This is a genomic window from Leptodesmis sp. (genome assembly GCF_052746595.1).
Genome location: NZ_JBRAGO010000009.1, coordinates 1 through 16,315 on the forward strand (window position 1 = coordinate 1; position 16,315 = coordinate 16,315).

Sequence of the window (16,315 nt, forward strand, 5' to 3'; positions counted from 1 at the left end):
CCTCTGAAACTGATTCGAATTAATGCCGACGAAAATATCAAATTAACCAGCCATTACCGAATTACTACCCTACCCACCCTCCTTTTCTTTGAAAAAGGAGAACTGTTGCACCGGATGGAAGGCATGCACAAGCGAGAAGTGCTTTGGGGAGAACTGGCAAAATGGGTTCCCAGTTTTCTATGGGCCTCCAGTTCTACTAAGTAGACCAGCTACCCTGACGATCCTTAATACCTTCCGCAGGGGCGGGACAGCTTTGACGCTTTCCTGGTAAAACACGAAATAAATCTTAAAATCCTTCTCGGATGAGTTTTGTTCGATCTAGAAATGTATCTTTGCGATCGCATTCTTGGAAAACTGTTCCTGGAAGCTGAAATCTTGTGGTCACTCTTGACAGTTTCCTGGCAAGCTTGTGTCACAATGTAAGCGGTTTTTCCAATTCCGTGAAGAACTTTTACGCGGCCATAATCAATGGAAATGTTATATCAATACGCCTGGCTAATCCCTGTACTGCCCCTATTGGCGGCTGCACTGATTGGCGTGGGTTTGATCTCTTTCAGTAAGCTGACGAACAGCCTGCGACGACTATCAGCTATTTTCGTCGTTTCAGTGATGGGATTTGCGATGGTGCTCTCCTTTGCCATCTTCTGGAATCAGTTCCAGGGACATGCCCCTTACACTCAGATGATTGAGTGGGCAGCGGCAGGAGATTTCCACCTCAGTATGGGGTATGTCATCGATAACCTGTCTGCTCTGATGCTGGTGATTGTGACCACCGTAGCGTTTCTGGTCATGATCTACACCGACGGCTACATGGCGCATGATCCTGGCTACGTTCGCTTTTATGCCTACCTGAGCCTGTTTAGTTCCTCTATGTTGGGACTGGTGATTAGCCCCAATCTTGTACAGGTCTATATTTTCTGGGAACTGGTGGGAATGTGTTCCTACCTGCTGATCGGGTTCTGGTATGACCGAAAAGCTGCCGCTGATGCAGCTCAGAAAGCGTTTGTCACCAACCGGGTAGGCGACTTTGGTCTGTTACTGGGCATCTTAGGTCTTTACTGGGCAACCCACAGTTTTGACTTCGGCACGATCGGAGAACGGCTGCAGCAACTCGTCGAATCCGGTGCTTTAAGTGGCGCAATCGCCGCTTTGTTTGCGGTGTTGGTATTCCTGGGACCAGTCGCCAAATCTGCTCAACTTCCCCTGCATGTCTGGTTGCCAGACGCAATGGAAGGCCCTACTCCCATTTCCGCCCTGATCCATGCGGCAACGATGGTGGCAGCCGGAGTATTTTTGATTGCCCGGATGTTCCCGGTGTTTGAAGAAATCCCGACGGCTATGAATGTGATTGCCTGGACGGGAGCTTGCACCGCTTTTGTGGGAGCCACCATAGCCATTACCCAAAACGATATTAAGAAGGGGTTGGCTTACTCCACGATGTCCCAGTTGGGGTACATGGTGATGGCTATGGGGGTAGGCGGCTACAGTGCCGGAATGTTCCACCTGATGACTCATGCCTACTTTAAAGCCATGTTATTCCTGGGGTCCGGTTCAGTTATTCATGGCATGGAAGGGGTCGTCGGTCATGATCCGGCTTACGCGCAGGATATGCGGATGATGGGTGGTCTGCGGAAGTATATGCCGATTACAGCCGTAACCTTTTTCATTGGCGTGTTGGCGATTTCTGGAATTCCACCCTTTGCCGGATTCTGGTCAAAGGATGAAATCTTAGGATTAACCTTTGCAGCCAATCCCACCCTCTGGTTGATTGGCTGGGTAACGGCTGGAATCACTGCCTTCTATATGTTTCGGATGTATTTCACCACCTTTGAAGGACAATTCCGGGGCAAGGATGTGGGTATTGCGAACCAGATCAAGGCGGAACAACTGCAGGCGGCTGGTCTTGCTTTCGGCCCAGGTGCGATGAATCCCCAGGAATTGCTAGTGGATCCGATCGCAGACAACCACGACGCTCACGATACTCACGGATCGCATGGTCACAGCAGCACTCCCCATGAATCTGCACTGTCCATGACACTACCGCTGATTCTTCTGGCCATTCCTTCGATGCTGATTGGTCTGGCAGGTACACCCTTCCACAATTATTTTGAAGCCTTTATTCATCCTCCTGGAGAAGTGGTTGAGGCATTGCAACCTGGATTCCACAACCTACCTGCCGAGGAACTGAATGAGTTCCTGGTAATGGCTGGCAATTCGGTGGGCATCAGCCTGATCGGAATTACTCTGGCTTCGCTGATGTATCTGCGGCACAAGATTGACCCAGCGGCGATCGCGGAAAAAATCCCAGTTCTGTATCAACTGTCCAAGAACAAGTGGTACTTCGATGATGTTTACAACGTTGTATTTGTCCAGGGAAGCCGCCGCTTGGCTCGCCAGGTACTGGAAGTGGACTATAAGGTTGTGGATGGAGTGGTGAACCTGACCGGGTTGATTACTCTGCTCACAGGGGAAGGTCTGAAATACCTTGAAAATGGCCGCGCTCAATTCTATGCCTTGATTGTGTTTGCAGCCGTCTTGGGCCTAGTGATCTTCTCTGGCGTAATGTCCTAATCTGGGATTAAATCACGGGAGGGGTGGATTTTGCCGCCAGGTGGTTGCATCAGACAGTCTGGTTTGCTAGACCCGCCCATACAAAGTTCAGCGTTATTTAGTTCATACTCCTGGTACCATTCCAATTTTGTCCAGCATACTGGGGGCGGAGTATTTGGGGTTACTCACTGTTGATTACAGCTTGATCACCAAATGCTGCGCCCCTTCTCATACCTCTTACCCCTTTCCTAACCCTTTAAATCCTGTCCAAGTTCAGAACTATTTTCTTTCTGCAAGGAAGTGCCAGTTTGCTAGCTGGACTTGGCTTAGTAAATCTGTCTCAGAACGAATTCATAAATTGCAAGAACTCAAATGTTGACTGCTAACTTTCCCTGGCTGACGTTCATCATCCTGTTTCCGATCGTGGCCTCTCTCTTCATTCCCTTTCTACCCGATAAGGATGGCAGAACCGTTCGCTGGTTTGCGCTGATCGTTGGGTTGATCGATTTTGCTGTCATTGTTTACGCCTTTTACAACTATTACGATTTCTCCAGTCCAGATCTACAACTGGTAGAAAGCTATTCCTGGATTGCGCAGTTGGATTTGCGATGGTCTGTTGGCGTGGATGGGCTATCGATGCCGCTGGTCATCCTGACGGGATTTATTACCACCCTGGCAATTCTGGCCGCTTGGCCCGTGACCCTCAAACCGCGGCTGTTTTATTTCCTGATGCTGGCGATGTATGGGGGCCAGATTGCGGTGTTTGCCGTTCAGGACATGATTGTCTTCTTCCTGGCCTGGGAATTGGAATTGATTCCGGTTTACCTGCTCCTGGCGATCTGGGGTGGGAAGAAACGGCAGTACGCCGCTACTAAATTTATTCTCTACACCGCAGGCAGTTCACTGTTCATCCTGGTGGCAGGGTTGGCAATGGCTTTTTACGGCGATACGGTCACGTTTGATATGCGATCGCTGGCTGCCAAAGATATGGCTCTCAATTTCCAACTGTGGATTTATGCCGCGTTGCTGCTTGCCTACGCCGTTAAACTCCCGATTATTCCGCTCCACACCTGGCTACCGGATGCTCACGGGGAAGCCACCGCTCCTGTTCATATGTTGCTGGCGGGAATTCTGCTGAAGATGGGTGGCTATGCCCTGATTCGTATGAATGCTGGCATGTTGCCCGATGCTCATGCTTACTTTGCGCCTGCCCTGGTGATTCTAGGGGTAGTCAACATTATTTATGCGGCGCTCACCTCCTTTGCTCAACGGAACCTGAAGCGGAAAATTGCTTACTCCTCCATTTCCCACATGGGCTTTGTCACGATTGGGATTGCCTCCTTCACTGATCTGGGTTTAAGCGGGGCGTTGCTGCAAATGGTGTCTCACGGCCTGATTGGGGCCAGCCTCTTCTTCCTGGTGGGCGCGACGTACGATCGCACCCATACCCTGATGCTGGATGAAATGGGTGGCGTAGGGCAGAAGATGAAGAAAATTTTCGCCATGTGGACAGTCTGTTCCCTGGCTTCCCTGGCTCTACCGGGCATGAGTGGATTTGTTGCGGAACTGATGGTGTTCGTTGGCTTTGCGACCAGCGATGCTTACAGTCTTCCTTTCCGGGTGATTGTGGTGCTGCTGGCGGCAGTGGGCGTGATCCTGACTCCCATTTACCTGCTCTCCAACCTGCGAGAAATCTTCTATGGGCCGGAGAATAAGGAACTCACCTCCCATGAAGTGTTGGTGGATGCCGAACCGCGTGAAGTGTTCATCATCAGCGCCCTGTTGGTGCCCATTATTGGCATTGGCTTCTATCCCAAACTCCTGACCCAGATCTACGATGCCAAAACGATTCAACTGACCGAGCAGTTGCGAGCAAGTGTGCCCAGTCTGGCGGCTAAAGCTCCGGCAAAAGCGGTGTCACTCCAACCGTTTAGTGCGGAGTTTATACAGGCTCCGGCGATCGTGCATTTACCGGAATAACCTGAGAAACCGGGTTTCTGGCCAGAAATCCGGTTTCTTGACGAATAGATTCAGACTACTATTGAGTATTTCTTAATGAAGATCACGGGGTACCAGTTCCCTGCTGATTTGCTGGAATGTCTGTGACATAAGGCTTTTAGAGATTTAGGCGATCGCTCCATATCTTTAATTATTCCTAAATTAGAGCCAAAAACCTTGAAAACTGTTGCACTTTCAAAAGCCTCAAGTATAATCACAGCAACTGTTCTAAGGATTTTCGGTTATGAACAAAGGCGAACTGGTTGACAAAATAGCTGAGAAAGCAAACGTTACTAAAAAAGATGCAGACTCAATCTTGACAGCGATGCTGGAAGTAATTCTAGACACCGTTGCTAGTGGAGATAAGGTAACGCTGGTGGGCTTTGGTACCTTTGAAGCACGGCAACGTCAGGCTAGAGAAGGCCGCAATCCTTCTACTGGTGAACCCATCAAAATCCCAGCGACCAAGGTTCCGGCTTTTAGTGCTGGAAAACAATTCAAAGACAAGGTTGTTGGCAAGTAGTGTAGAATCTGGTGCTGATTGGCGGAGATCATCCTCACGCCGTCGCCCTGCGAATGTTTGGCATGAAGCCTCTACCAGGGGAGCGTCTATCTCTGATTTCAGAGGCTTCTGACGACGAAAGTGTTTATGCAGGAACGATTCCTGGTCATGTGGCAGGTTTTGACAGTAGAGAAGCCTGTCACATTAATTTATGGCCACACTGACCGATAATGAAAGTCAGAAGGCGGAGGGCCAAGGAATTCTGCTTCATGATGTTTCTTAGTCAGCAGCAGGCCGTAGCACCATCATGAAAACCTGTCGACAATGGGTGCGATCGCAACTTCCGGCTTCCCTAACTTTGGGCGCTTAGCGACTGCCTGGCCCATTTTGTAAAACTCCCCAAGTCACTTGATCGACCTCTCCGTTTTCCCTTAACTTGTGCCGTTGTTGAAAATTAAGCACAGCTTGTTTGGTTTCGTTGCCAAAAAAGCCATCCCGTCGCACCGGATAACCATTGACTTGCAGCAAGCCTTGTAGTTCGTATACGTCCGCACCAGTTAGCCCTTTGCGCAGAATGCGAGTACCGGGTTTCACATTCATTTTCAAAGCGGCCCAGGTTTTTGGCCCAACGATCGCATCCACTCGCATCCCCTGCCGTCGTTGGAAGATCATCACCGCATCCTCTGTGCGACTATCAAACTCTCCTGTTACACTCAACCGAAAGCCATGTGCCCGCAATAATTCCTGCAACTCCACGACCTCTGGTTCCACATCCCACGGTCGCAGGGTTGGCCCTGTTGTCAAAGAGTTAATCGTCGCGTTGATGGGTTTCTGAATTTTGTTCATAGATACATGCTTGGTGCTTCACTCAATATCCACTATTCACTCTTCAGTGTCTACTCAAACTCAACGGTCTAAATTTCATCCACACCTTCATTACTGCTGTCTGTCACAATTGCCCACCGTTCCAGAGCTGTTCCTGTCACCCGGCAGATCCGCCAGTCGGGTAAAATTTCGGCTCCCATGCGCTGGTAAAAGGCGATCGCGGATGCATTCCAATCCAGCACGCTCCATTCCAAACGTCCGCAGCCTTCCTGCGCCGCCCGTTCTGCTAAATAACTCAGGAGGGCTTTGCCAATTCCCTGACGACGGTATGCCGGTAAAACAAACAAATCTTCCAGGTAAATCCCTGGCTTCGTCAGAAAGGTGGAGTAGTTATAGAAAAACAGCGCCAAGCCCACAACCTGACCGTCTACTTCTGCCAGAATCACCTCGGCATAAGCACGAGCACCAAACAGATGATCCCGTAATTCGTCTAGCGTACCTGTTACTGCATGGGACAACTTTTCGTAATCGGCTAAGGCTTGAATCAAGGTGAAAATGATTTCACTATCTTCACGTTGAGCCGCACGTAGCACAATTCGACTGGATGAAAGAGCCATACATGATTAATCCTGATGGGGATCTGGGTTTTGAGATGATGGGTGAGGTGCTTGTATTGTACTCAAGTCAGGGGAGGAATTTGGGTGCGTGAATTACCCCGTTGATATTTTGATTTTGTCTAATGGGCCAGGGGAGTTGTCTACCTGGGTACAGCCTGTGGTCAAAAAATTGCGGCGACAATTGACGATCGATCGCGCCCTGTTACGCATTTCCATTATTTTGTCTCCCTGTGCCAATGCCAGCGGTCAGGAAGTGGCGATCGCCCAACGCTTTCCCGAAGTGGATCGAGTACAGGGAGCCGAGCACTTTTTCCCCTTTCTTCTGTTTGGCAAAACTCACGCCAATTGGGACTGGCGATCGCGCGGCGTTGTCTTGTTCCTGGGTGGTGATCAGTTCTTTCCAATTGTGATTGCCAAACGTCTTGGCTACCGCACCGTGATTTATGCCGAATGGGAAGCTCGCTGGCATGCCTGGGGCGATCGCTTTGGTGTGATGAATGCCGAGATTCTGAATCGGGTTGCTCCCAGGTATGCTCACAAGTTTTCCGTCGTTGGCGACTTGATGGCAGAAGCAGGCGTGGGGAGTGGAAGAGTGAAAGAGTGGAGGAGTGGGGGAGGTGAGAAAGATGGGGGAGCGGGTGAAATGATAAGAAGATGGGATGATGAGAGTGATTTAGTCACCACCCCATCCCCCCATCCCCCCATCACCTCCTCATCCCCTCTTATCGGTTTGCTTCCCGGCTCCAAGCCTATGAAGTTAATCCTGGGAGTGCCTCTAACACTGGCGATCGCGGAACATATTTACATGACTCGATCGGATGTGCAATTTGTCATTCCAGTGGCTCCGACCCTGTCTGTTAAAGACCTGGCTGCTTATGCTGACCCCACCAAGAATCCAATGATTCAACGCTTGGGATGGGTTGGGGGAGAATTAATGCTGCCAGCAGAACAATTACCCGTTTTGAAAACACCTGCTGGGGTGCAAGTCAGTCTGTGGACAGGATTTCCGGCCTATGACCTGTTATCCCAGTGCAGCCTTTGTCTGACCACGATCGGAGCCAATACAGCGGAATTAGGGGCTTTAGGCGTGCCCATGATCGTACTACTGCCAACCCAGCAACTGGATATCATGCGGGCCTGGGATGGCATACCCGGTCTGCTGGTAAATCTGCCAGGAATTGGTGCTTTACTGGCAAGGCCGATTAACTGGCTGGCCATTCGCCGCAGGGGGTTGCTCGCATGGCCAAATATTTGGGCTAAGCGAGAAATTGTGCCAGAGTTAGTTGGTGCTCTACAGCCAGCAGAAGTGGCCAAAAGGGCGATCGCCTATCTCGATCATCCTGAACACTTGCAAGTTATGAGTGATGAATTACGAGCTGTTCGAGGCGAACCCGGAGCGGCCCACAAACTGGTACAACTCGTGATTGAGGAACTGGAAAAACTTTAAAGCTTTGCCTAAACCAAGCCCAGCTAGAGAACGGTCATTTTTTGATTAGAGAAACTACGGTTCTAGACTTTGACAAAGTTTAATTCCTAACTCAAAACTTAGAACTCAAAACTTCCTCATGGTGCTCCATCTCGACGACCTAGTTCATAAATGCCACATCCCACACAGGCTAGTAACCCCATACCGATCGTCCAACTATCGCCCAGGGTAAACTCAACGCAAAGATTGCAAAAAATCCCCAACGCTAAGAAGGGAAAGATGCTGAACAGTGAGGCATAGAAAGCATTTTGGGATTCGCGCCCTTTACGAGTACGTTCAAACTCTTCAGCAGAGGTATAAAGACTACGTTCAGCAAAGTTAAACCAGCGATTGAGTTGATAGCTGACCCATTCGCCTAGGGGAAACAACCCTAGATAAAGAGCTAGTGCCCACAAACTGGTACCCGCGATCGCGGTTGGGTTGACATGAGCCAAAAATGGGAATAGGTCGTTCAGGAACACGAGTAACGCTGGCGACGGAATTAGGAGAATAGGATGAACGTTTTCTGGTAGAACATCTTAACGAAAAGCTAAGAATTCTCAAACAGAAATTAAGCGTCGGATGCAAGAGCTTAACCATTCAGGGTAGCCCTTATCCCAATTCAGATTATGATTTCTCTTAAGAAAAAGTTCAGCTTTCCAAGGCACTGGCTTAAAGAACGCTTTGCTGCCTGACTAGAGCCATTGGTAGAGCATAAAAATGAGTCCCCTTACGGATGGATGAATCAAGAAACGAAGACTATCATCCTGTGTACCGTTTCGCTAACTTTGAGAATTTTCTAAGGTAGTAATATCCTCATTGACTAAGCTATGGCTTCGATCGCCCGCAAGAATCTGTTTGAAGATATTCCCCGTTTTCTTGTTGCACAGACTGGGATCATGTTTGCTGTCAGTCTGGTGACGATTCAAGTGGGCATTCTGGATGGATTTAGTCGCTCGACTACGCGACTGATTGAACAATCGGATGCGGATGTGTGGGTAGGATCAAAAGACCTGCTCCATGTAGAAGTCAATTTGCCCATTCCTTTGGATCAGTTAATTCAGGCCCGTAAGGTCGAGGGTGTGGAGCGGGCAGAAGCTTTGATCAATCGCCCCACACTTTGGCTTGATCCCAGTGGGAATATTGCCCCAGCGCGGGTTTATGGTTTTAATCCTAATGGTACTTTATTTGCGGGCTGGAAATTAGCCCAGGGGTCTTTGGATAGTCTCAACAAGCCATACACCTTTATTACCGATCGCAGCAACTTGGCGGCATTAGGACTGGAAAAAATAGGGCAATCCGGTAGTATTGGTCCCTTGCCTGCCAAGTTGGTCGGTTTAAGTGAAGACACCCAATCTATGGCTTCTGCTACCTACCTCTATACCTCCCTGGAAACGGCCAATGCCTATGGTAGTGCAGGGCTGAGTTCCTCTGTCAATTGCTCCCTCAAGTCAGAAAACCTGGATTGTGTCAGCAGTTTTACACCAAGTTCTCAAACTTTGGCCTCCCCTCCGCCACCAAAGCAACTCAATTTAGCTGACCCCATCACGTTCGTACTGGTTAAAGCGAAACCAGGACAGGACTTACAGCAATTGAAGCAGCGATTGGAGAAAAACCTTTCGGGGGTGCGTGCCTATACCAAAACCGAGATGGCAGATATCACCCGCACGTACTGGCGGAAGCGAACGGGGGTCGGATTCATTTTGGGATTGGGCGCAACAGTGGGAGTGGTGGTGGGGATGGTCGTCGTTAGTCAAATTCTGTATTCATCGGTGTCTGACCATCTCAAGGAGTTTGGAACTCTCAAAGCCATGGGCGCGTCAGATTGGCTAATCTATCGCGTAATTACGGAACAGGCTCTTTGGATGGCGATTCTAGGATATATCCCCAGTATGGTTCTCTGTCTAGTCTTAGGTTCCTGGACGGTGGCCGCTAAAGGAATCATGATTCTGATTACCCCAGGAACCGCGATCGCGGTGTTGGGTGTAACAGTCGTCATGTGTGTTGGTTCTGCTCTCTTTGCCATCCAGAAGGTGACCCATGTAGACCCCGCCATTGTCTTTAAAGCCTGACTTGGCCCCCTCAAGCGGCATAGGTAAATGGCTGGTATTCTGGTATTCTCGTTACACTAGTTAACATCTGGTTCATCGACTGCTCTCACACTGAACTCAAACTGCTCTTCTTCAGTCCAAATTCTATGCAAGTTCAAAAACTTTCTAAGTGACGGTTTGTTTTGGTTTCCTCCCACTTCCGTGTGTCTCTGTATCATTTAAAAGCATCCAACGAATAAACGAATGACGGCTTCTCAAATCAACATTTCTACTTATGCTCAAAGCCTAGAGCCTTCAGTAATTGTCACTGCTGAACAACCTCTATCTAGTCTGGGAGTTAGAGAATGGGCAACCAAGCAAGCAGTTGTGGCTCGTGATGTAAGCATGGTGTTTCGCTCGGAAGCAGATGTATTTCCCGTTCTCAAAGACATCAATCTGGATATTTCTCAAGGGGATATCCAGCTTCTGATGGGGCCTTCTGGTTCAGGTAAAACAACGCTTTTGTCGATTCTGGCCGGAATATTGACTCCTACTTCTGGTAGTGTGCGCCTCCTGGGGCAAGAAATTACCACTCTCTCTAAAGATGCTCTGGCAAGATTTCGCCTGCATAACCTTGGCTTTATCTTTCAGGGGTTTAATCTCTTTCCTGCGCTAACAGCATCTGAGAATGTAGAAGTTGCCCTGCGGATGAAAGGTTTTCATGGTCGGGAAATGCGTCGTCAGGCACAGAAACTGTTGGCTCAAGTGGGTTTGGCAGACCGGGTTGATTACCTGCCCCGTGATTTGTCGGGTGGTCAAAAGCAGCGGGTGGCGATCGCCCGTGCTCTGGCTGGAGATCCCAAATTGCTCATGGCCGACGAACCGACTGCTTCCCTGGATTCCCACAGTGGCCATGCCGTGATTGCACTGCTGCGCCAACTGGCTAAAGAAGGGGGTCGCACCGTCTTAATTGTGACTCATGATCCCCGCCTTGTAGACGTGGCAGACCATGTAGCCTACTTAGAAGATGGAATCCTCAGCAGCAAGGAAATCGAGATCAGGGGCTAGTAATTGTTTTTACTTTATTTTATAGAGATGTTCTGACGGAATATCTCTACGAAATACCGTTTGCATAGCTATGGGCTTAAAATAGCGGTGATTCTGCTTTCATCCATATCTGGTCACTAATTAAGTTAAGGTTGCCAGCGAGGAGCAAATCCCGGCTGAAGTCGAGCCGCAAAAAACTATGAATGTAGGGTTTCTGCTGGGACTAGGTGTTGGGTTAGCCCTTTTCGGTTGGTATTGGCTGCGCCTGAATCTGAAACTCCGACGGATTGTGCAGCAACTTCGCCCCGATCTGCTCAGTTTACCGTTTTCTTCTACCTCCCGGTTAACGCAGGCGATCGCCGCCTATCAGCAGGCCCACCGGCATCTGGAGCAAGATCTGCAGGATTTGCAGTACCTGATTCAGGTCGCTCCGATCGGGTTCTTACAGGTGGATGAGGATAATCAGTTACTCTCCTGTAACCCCAAAGCCTGTGAATTACTCAGTCTGCAAAACTACCAGGCCACAACCCCACGTTTACTCTTGGAACTGGTGCGTTCCTATGAATTAGATGCCCTGGTGGAGGAAACCCGTCAGGCTCAGAAACCCTGTCAAAGTGAGTGGTTGTTCCACCCTGTCAATGCCAATTTCACGAAGTTGTCGCAGCAGCAATCCCGACCTCTGCGGGGATACGGCTTTCCGCTGGCGGAGGGGTGTATTGCAATATTTTTAGAAAGCCGTGAGGAAACAGTGAAATTGGCCCAGCAGCGCGATCGTTGGATCTCCGATGTGGCCCATGAATTGAAAACGCCCCTCACCTCGATCCGCTTAGTGGCTGAAACCCTACAAAGCCAGGTCGATTCTTCAGGTCGGGAATGGATTGGCCGCTTGTTGCAGGAAACCATCCGTCTCAGCAATTTAGTCCAGGATCTGCTCGACCTGAACCAACTGCAGTCGCACTCCACGGCTCGTCTGACCTGTAAATTAATTGATCTGGTGCCATTAATTCATTCAGCATGGCTGAGTCTGGAACCTTTAGCCCGAGTCAAACAAGTCCAATTAGATTACATTGGCCCAGACCAGTTAGTAACTCAGGGGGATGAAGCATGGCTCTACCGGGCGTTTATCAACCTTTTTGACAACAGTATTAAATACAGTCCGCCTCACCAAAAAATTCAAGTTCGATTGCAGCTTCAGTCAGCGGTTGAATCAGCGCCAATACCAGAGATTCAGTTGGATTTCATTGATGCTGGCCCCGGCTTTCCAGACAGCGCTTTGCCCTTCGTTTTTGAACGGTTTTATCGGGCTGATCCCTCCCGTACCCGTCATGGCATTGCTGGCTTCGATCCCAAATCCCGTGAGCCATCGTCCTTTAACGATTTTGCTACCGCTACCTCCTCTCGGCAATCGGGTAACAGTACCGGCTTGGGTTTGGCGATCGTCAAGCACATCGTGGAAGCCCATCGGGGACAAGTCTCAGCCAGTAACCATCCCGAAACTGGAGGAGCATGGTTGCAAATCCGCTTGCCCCAGTCTCAAATAGATCAGGAATCATGACATGAGCGGTTATTTCCCCCTTCCAAAGCATGGCTTTCTCCATCTTTTATTCAGTGCTGAGAATTGTTAAGGTGATGTCATGGATGAGCGGTTACAAAAAGTGTTATCGAGTTGGGGCGTGGCTTCCCGCCGTCAGGCTGAGCAACTGGTCAGGCAGGGACGAATCCAGGTCAATCATGAAATTGCCCATCTGGGGCAGAAGGTGGATCCTGAGCGCGATCGCATTTGTGTGGATGGGGTGTTGGTGAGTCCTGCCATTCAGCCCGACCCACTGTACTTATTGCTGAATAAACCAGCAGGAGTCGTATCTACCTGTGACGATCCCTGGGGGCGTCGTACTGTTCTCGATCTCTTGCCCAAAGACCTGCAGCAGGGACAGGGACTGCATCCCGTGGGACGATTGGATGCTGAGTCTACAGGCGCGTTGTTGCTGACCAACGATGGTGATCTGACCTTTTATCTGACCCATCCCCGTCATCACATTCCTAAGACTTACCGGGTTTGGGTGGAGGGCTATCCGACTCAGGAGACATTGCGCCAGTGGCGGCAGGGAATCCTGCTGGAAGGCCGTAAAACCTTACCTGCTCAAGTTTCTATGGTGCAGCGCCATCCCGATCGCAAGACGTTACTGGAAATCGTGCTGAAGGAAGGTCGCAATCGGCAAATTCGTCGGGTAGCCGATCAATTAGGTCATCCCGTTTTGCAGTTACATCGCATTGCGATCGGGCCAATCCGGCTACAAAACCCTGGAGTACCCGAGGTTCTACCAGGATGTTACCGCGCTTTAACCGATACGGAGGTGGGTTTCTTGAACTCCCAAATTGCCCTAACATTTATTAATAGGGAGCCAGTGAAACGTGAGGAGTGCAGTGTATGAAAAATCAGGCTCTTCAAAAGATGGGCAATGAACAGGCAGAACTGCTGACAGAAATTGGTGCTTATCTACGTCAGGTGCGACAACTTCAGGAACTATCGCTGGAAACAGTCACCTCGATCACCAAAATTCCTGTTCGCACGCTGCAGGCGATCGAAGACGGGAATTTAGCACAGTTGCCTGAGCCTGTTTATATTCAGGGCTTTATTCGTCGCTATGCGGATGCGATCGGGACTGATGGCGCAGAGCTTGCCAATGCTTTTCCCACAGGAGCTATCATCAGGCCAGTGAAGCCTACCTGGAAGAGTGCCTTCAAAGCTCAATTGCGGCCACTCCATCTCTATATTCTGTATATGCTGCTCGTGGTGGGCGCGGTCATTGGTTTATCTTATACCCTGAATCGCTCTGCTAGTCAGGCAAGCCGCTATGCGTATTTGACAAAACCTGTTTCACCTGGTCAGTATGTTGCGCCCGGCTCAAACGAGTTTTATGGCCCTTCTGCCCCCACTCAAATTGGTAAAACTGCTGCTAAAAAAATAGCTCCAACCACGTCTTGTAAGCCTGTGCGAGTGGGATTGACGCTGACAGCCCAATCCTGGTTACGCATCACTGTGGATGGTAAAACAGAGTTTGAGGGGGTTTTACCTGAGGGAACCCAACGCACCTGGGAAGCGAACAAACAGGTGATAGTGCGAGCCGGAGACGCAGGAGCCGTGTTAGTGAGTCATAATGAGGAAAGACCCCAACTTATGGGGAAACCGGGAGTCGTTGAAGAAAAACAGTTTGATGCCAGCTCTCATGCCAGTGGTCAGTCTCTCGTGTCTCCCACGACAACTGCCCAAAACGCGGTTTTGTAGCTTTGTCTAGAAGCTGATTTTGTTGCCGGGAAGGTTAGCGATCTTGATGTCTTCAAGGCAGAAATCCGTTTTCTAAGATGCGGCTTCTAAAGCAAGCCAAAGCAATCTTGATGTGAAGGCAGCACCCGGTTTCTAGGACTGGAGGGGCTAAGGCTTATGCAATCCGGAATTGAACCGCTACCTGTTGAAGTTGTGCATCTGATTGCGGCGGGTGAGGTGATTGATTCGCTGGCAGCGGTTGTGCGAGAGCTGGCAGAAAATGCGTTGGATGCCGGAGCCACACGGATTACGATTGCCCTCTGGCCCGATCAATGGCGAGTCCGGGTTGCCGATAATGGAACTGGCATGGGGTTACAGGATTTACAACAAGCGGCCTCTCCCCATAGCACCAGCAAAATTCGCGATCGGGTCGATCTCTGGCACATCACCAGTCTAGGATTTCGGGGAGAAGCCCTGTATAGTTTGGCCCAACTGGCAGAATTGGCCATTGCCAGTCGCCCGATCGTCCCGACTGCCAATGGGGCAGCCCCAGATCGGTTAGCTGGAGAAGGCTGGCTGGTGACTTACAATTCCTTGGGTGAAGCGGTGCAGACTCGCCCTGTGGCGATCGCTCCGGGAACGATCGTCACGGTGGATCAATTGTTCGCTAATTTACCGGCACGTCGTCAGGGCTTGCCTTCGTTTACCCAACAGCTAAAAGCGGTACAGGCGACCATTCACCAATTGGCCCTGGGTTATCCTCATGTCACCTGGCATGTGCAGCAAAATGAGCGAGACTGGTTTACTTTGTTTCCTGGTGCTACACCCCGTGAAATTCTGCCGCAAGTGCTGAGAGATGTGCAGGTTCACGATTTGCGAGAACTGGAGATTGACGTTCAACCCGTAGAAAATGGCAGCCTATGCACGTCTGACCTGTTCCTGGGCAGTTGCTCCCTGTATGTGTTGTTGGGATTGCCCGATCGCTGTCATCGTCATCGGGCGGACTGGATTCGCGTTGCGATCAATGGCCGATTTGTCCATGTACCGGAGTTAGAACGGGCGATTTTGACGGGGTTTCGCCGTACCTTACCCCGCGATCGCTATCCTGTCTGCATCGTACAGTTACAAGTTCCACCGGAGCAGGTGGACTGGAATCGCCATCCCGCCAAATCAGAAGTCTATTTGCATCACTTGAAGTTCTGGTGTGAGCAGATTGTGGCGGCGATCGCACAAACTCTACAACTCAACCCAAATACTCTCCCAGAAAGTTTTCATTCCAGGCGATTGGGGCAACTGTTGAAAACGGCAGAAACCGCAGGGGAATATGCTGTGGAGCAGAGTGGGAGTGAGGCTGAAACAGAAGAAGTCATCAACCATGCGTCCGGGTTGAAGTCCTTAAAAGCGATCGCTCAGGTACACCAGACCTACATTCTGGCAGAACACGCTGAGGGAATCTGGCTGCTGGAACAACACATTGTTCATGAACGAGTGCTGTATGAGCAGTTGGTTGATCGCTGGCAGATTGTTCCTTTATCTACTCCCATTATCTTGAACCAACTCACCCCTGCCCAGCTAGAACAGTTGCAACGCTTGGGACTGGAAGTAGAAGCTTTCGGTCAACAAACCTGGGTTGTGCGATCGGCCCCGGATATGGTGGCCGCTCGGCAAGACTGTGCGGATGCTTTGCTGGAACTCAGTTTGGGGGGAGATTTACCCACAGTCCAGGCTGCGATCGCCTGCCGCAGTGCAATTCGGAATGGTACCCCCCTGACCTTATCGGAAATGCAAACCTTACTCGATCAATGGCAGCAAACCCGGAATCCCCGTACCTGTCCCCACGGTCGGCCCATCTGTCTTACCCTCAGCGAGTCTTCTTTATCTCGCTTCTTCCGGCGGCACTGGATGATTGGCAAAAGCCACGGTCTTTAAAATGAACTGGTAGGGACGAGATCACAATTTAACTTATACCAAATGAAATTTTGATTCCGGCAGATGCTGTAAGGAGGTAAGTTTATC

Annotated in this window: 15 protein-coding genes; 12 read left to right on the forward strand and 3 right to left on the reverse strand. The window is 50.1% G+C overall.

The window, feature by feature from the left end:
* From ACUVQO_RS03260 to ACUVQO_RS03280, 5 genes are all read left to right on the forward strand, one after another.
* A partial coding sequence (locus tag ACUVQO_RS03260) for a thioredoxin family protein (RefSeq protein WP_445924463.1) occupies positions 1–204 on the forward strand: 204 nt, incomplete at its 5' end.
* A gap of 264 nt (positions 205–468) precedes the next feature.
* Positions 469–2,571, forward strand: a complete 2,103-nt coding sequence (locus ACUVQO_RS03265; protein WP_445924464.1) for an NAD(P)H-quinone oxidoreductase subunit 5 — start codon at positions 469–471, stop codon at positions 2,569–2,571.
* A 351-nt stretch (positions 2,572–2,922) separates the two neighbouring features.
* Positions 2,923–4,530 carry a photosynthetic/respiratory NAD(P)H-quinone oxidoreductase subunit D1 gene (gene ndhD1, locus ACUVQO_RS03270; protein WP_445924465.1) on the forward strand — a complete coding sequence of 536 codons (1,608 nt, stop codon included), beginning with the start codon at positions 2,923–2,925 and terminating at the stop codon, positions 4,528–4,530.
* Positions 4,531–4,792: 262 nt separating this feature from the next.
* Positions 4,793–5,071 carry an HU family DNA-binding protein gene (locus ACUVQO_RS03275; protein WP_233748283.1) on the forward strand — a complete coding sequence of 93 codons (279 nt, stop codon included), beginning with the start codon at positions 4,793–4,795 and terminating at the stop codon, positions 5,069–5,071.
* An 11-nt stretch (positions 5,072–5,082) separates the two neighbouring features.
* On the forward strand, positions 5,083–5,274 hold the full coding sequence (locus ACUVQO_RS03280) for a hypothetical protein (RefSeq protein WP_445924466.1): 192 nt from the start codon (positions 5,083–5,085) through the stop codon (positions 5,272–5,274).
* A gap of 142 nt (positions 5,275–5,416) precedes the next feature.
* Here ACUVQO_RS03280 and ACUVQO_RS03285 read toward each other — a convergent pair whose 3' ends face one another.
* Together ACUVQO_RS03285 and ACUVQO_RS03290 are read right to left on the reverse strand one after the other, a co-directional pair.
* Entirely contained in the window at positions 5,417–5,896 is a 480-nt protein-coding gene (locus ACUVQO_RS03285; protein WP_445924467.1) for a peptidoglycan-binding domain-containing protein, read from the reverse strand.
* Positions 5,897–5,964: 68 nt separating this feature from the next.
* Positions 5,965–6,492 (reverse strand): GNAT family N-acetyltransferase, encoded by a 528-nt coding sequence (locus tag ACUVQO_RS03290; RefSeq protein WP_445924468.1) that lies wholly within the window; start codon positions 6,490–6,492, stop codon positions 5,965–5,967.
* Between the two features lie 88 nt (positions 6,493–6,580).
* Here ACUVQO_RS03290 and ACUVQO_RS03295 point away from each other — a divergent pair, with 88 nt between their 5' ends.
* Complete coding sequence (locus tag ACUVQO_RS03295) at positions 6,581–7,939, forward strand: lipid-A-disaccharide synthase (protein WP_445924469.1); 1,359 nt, start codon at positions 6,581–6,583, stop codon at positions 7,937–7,939.
* A gap of 116 nt (positions 7,940–8,055) precedes the next feature.
* On the opposite strand, the gene ACUVQO_RS03300 is transcribed toward ACUVQO_RS03295, so the two are convergent.
* Positions 8,056–8,412 (reverse strand): hypothetical protein, encoded by a 357-nt coding sequence (locus tag ACUVQO_RS03300; protein WP_445924470.1) that lies wholly within the window; start codon positions 8,410–8,412, stop codon positions 8,056–8,058.
* 375 nt (positions 8,413–8,787) lie between these two features.
* Here ACUVQO_RS03300 and ACUVQO_RS03305 point away from each other — a divergent pair, with 375 nt between their 5' ends.
* The 6 genes from ACUVQO_RS03305 to mutL all read left to right on the forward strand — a co-directional run bounded on the left by ACUVQO_RS03305 (position 8,788) and on the right by mutL (position 16,228).
* On the forward strand, positions 8,788–10,029 hold the full coding sequence (locus ACUVQO_RS03305) for an FtsX-like permease family protein (protein WP_445924471.1): 1,242 nt from the start codon (positions 8,788–8,790) through the stop codon (positions 10,027–10,029).
* Between the two features lie 222 nt (positions 10,030–10,251).
* Positions 10,252–11,055, forward strand: coding sequence for an ABC transporter ATP-binding protein (locus ACUVQO_RS03310; RefSeq protein ID WP_445924472.1), 804 nt, complete (start codon positions 10,252–10,254; stop codon positions 11,053–11,055).
* Positions 11,056–11,233: 178 nt separating this feature from the next.
* The gene (locus ACUVQO_RS03315) at positions 11,234–12,589 is read left to right on the forward strand and encodes a sensor histidine kinase (protein WP_445924473.1); all 1,356 of its coding nucleotides are present in this window, start codon (positions 11,234–11,236) and stop codon (positions 12,587–12,589) included.
* 79 nt (positions 12,590–12,668) lie between these two features.
* The gene (locus tag ACUVQO_RS03320) at positions 12,669–13,466 is read left to right on the forward strand and encodes a pseudouridine synthase (RefSeq protein ID WP_445924474.1); all 798 of its coding nucleotides are present in this window, start codon (positions 12,669–12,671) and stop codon (positions 13,464–13,466) included.
* On the forward strand, positions 13,463–14,320 hold the full coding sequence (locus ACUVQO_RS03325; RefSeq protein WP_445924475.1) for a helix-turn-helix domain-containing protein: 858 nt from the start codon (positions 13,463–13,465) through the stop codon (positions 14,318–14,320). The genes ACUVQO_RS03320 and ACUVQO_RS03325 overlap by 4 nt, the downstream gene beginning before the upstream one ends.
* 156 nt (positions 14,321–14,476) lie before the next feature.
* Entirely contained in the window at positions 14,477–16,228 is a 1,752-nt protein-coding gene (mutL, locus tag ACUVQO_RS03330; protein WP_445924476.1) for a DNA mismatch repair endonuclease MutL, read from the forward strand.
* Positions 16,229–16,315 lie beyond the last annotated feature (87 nt).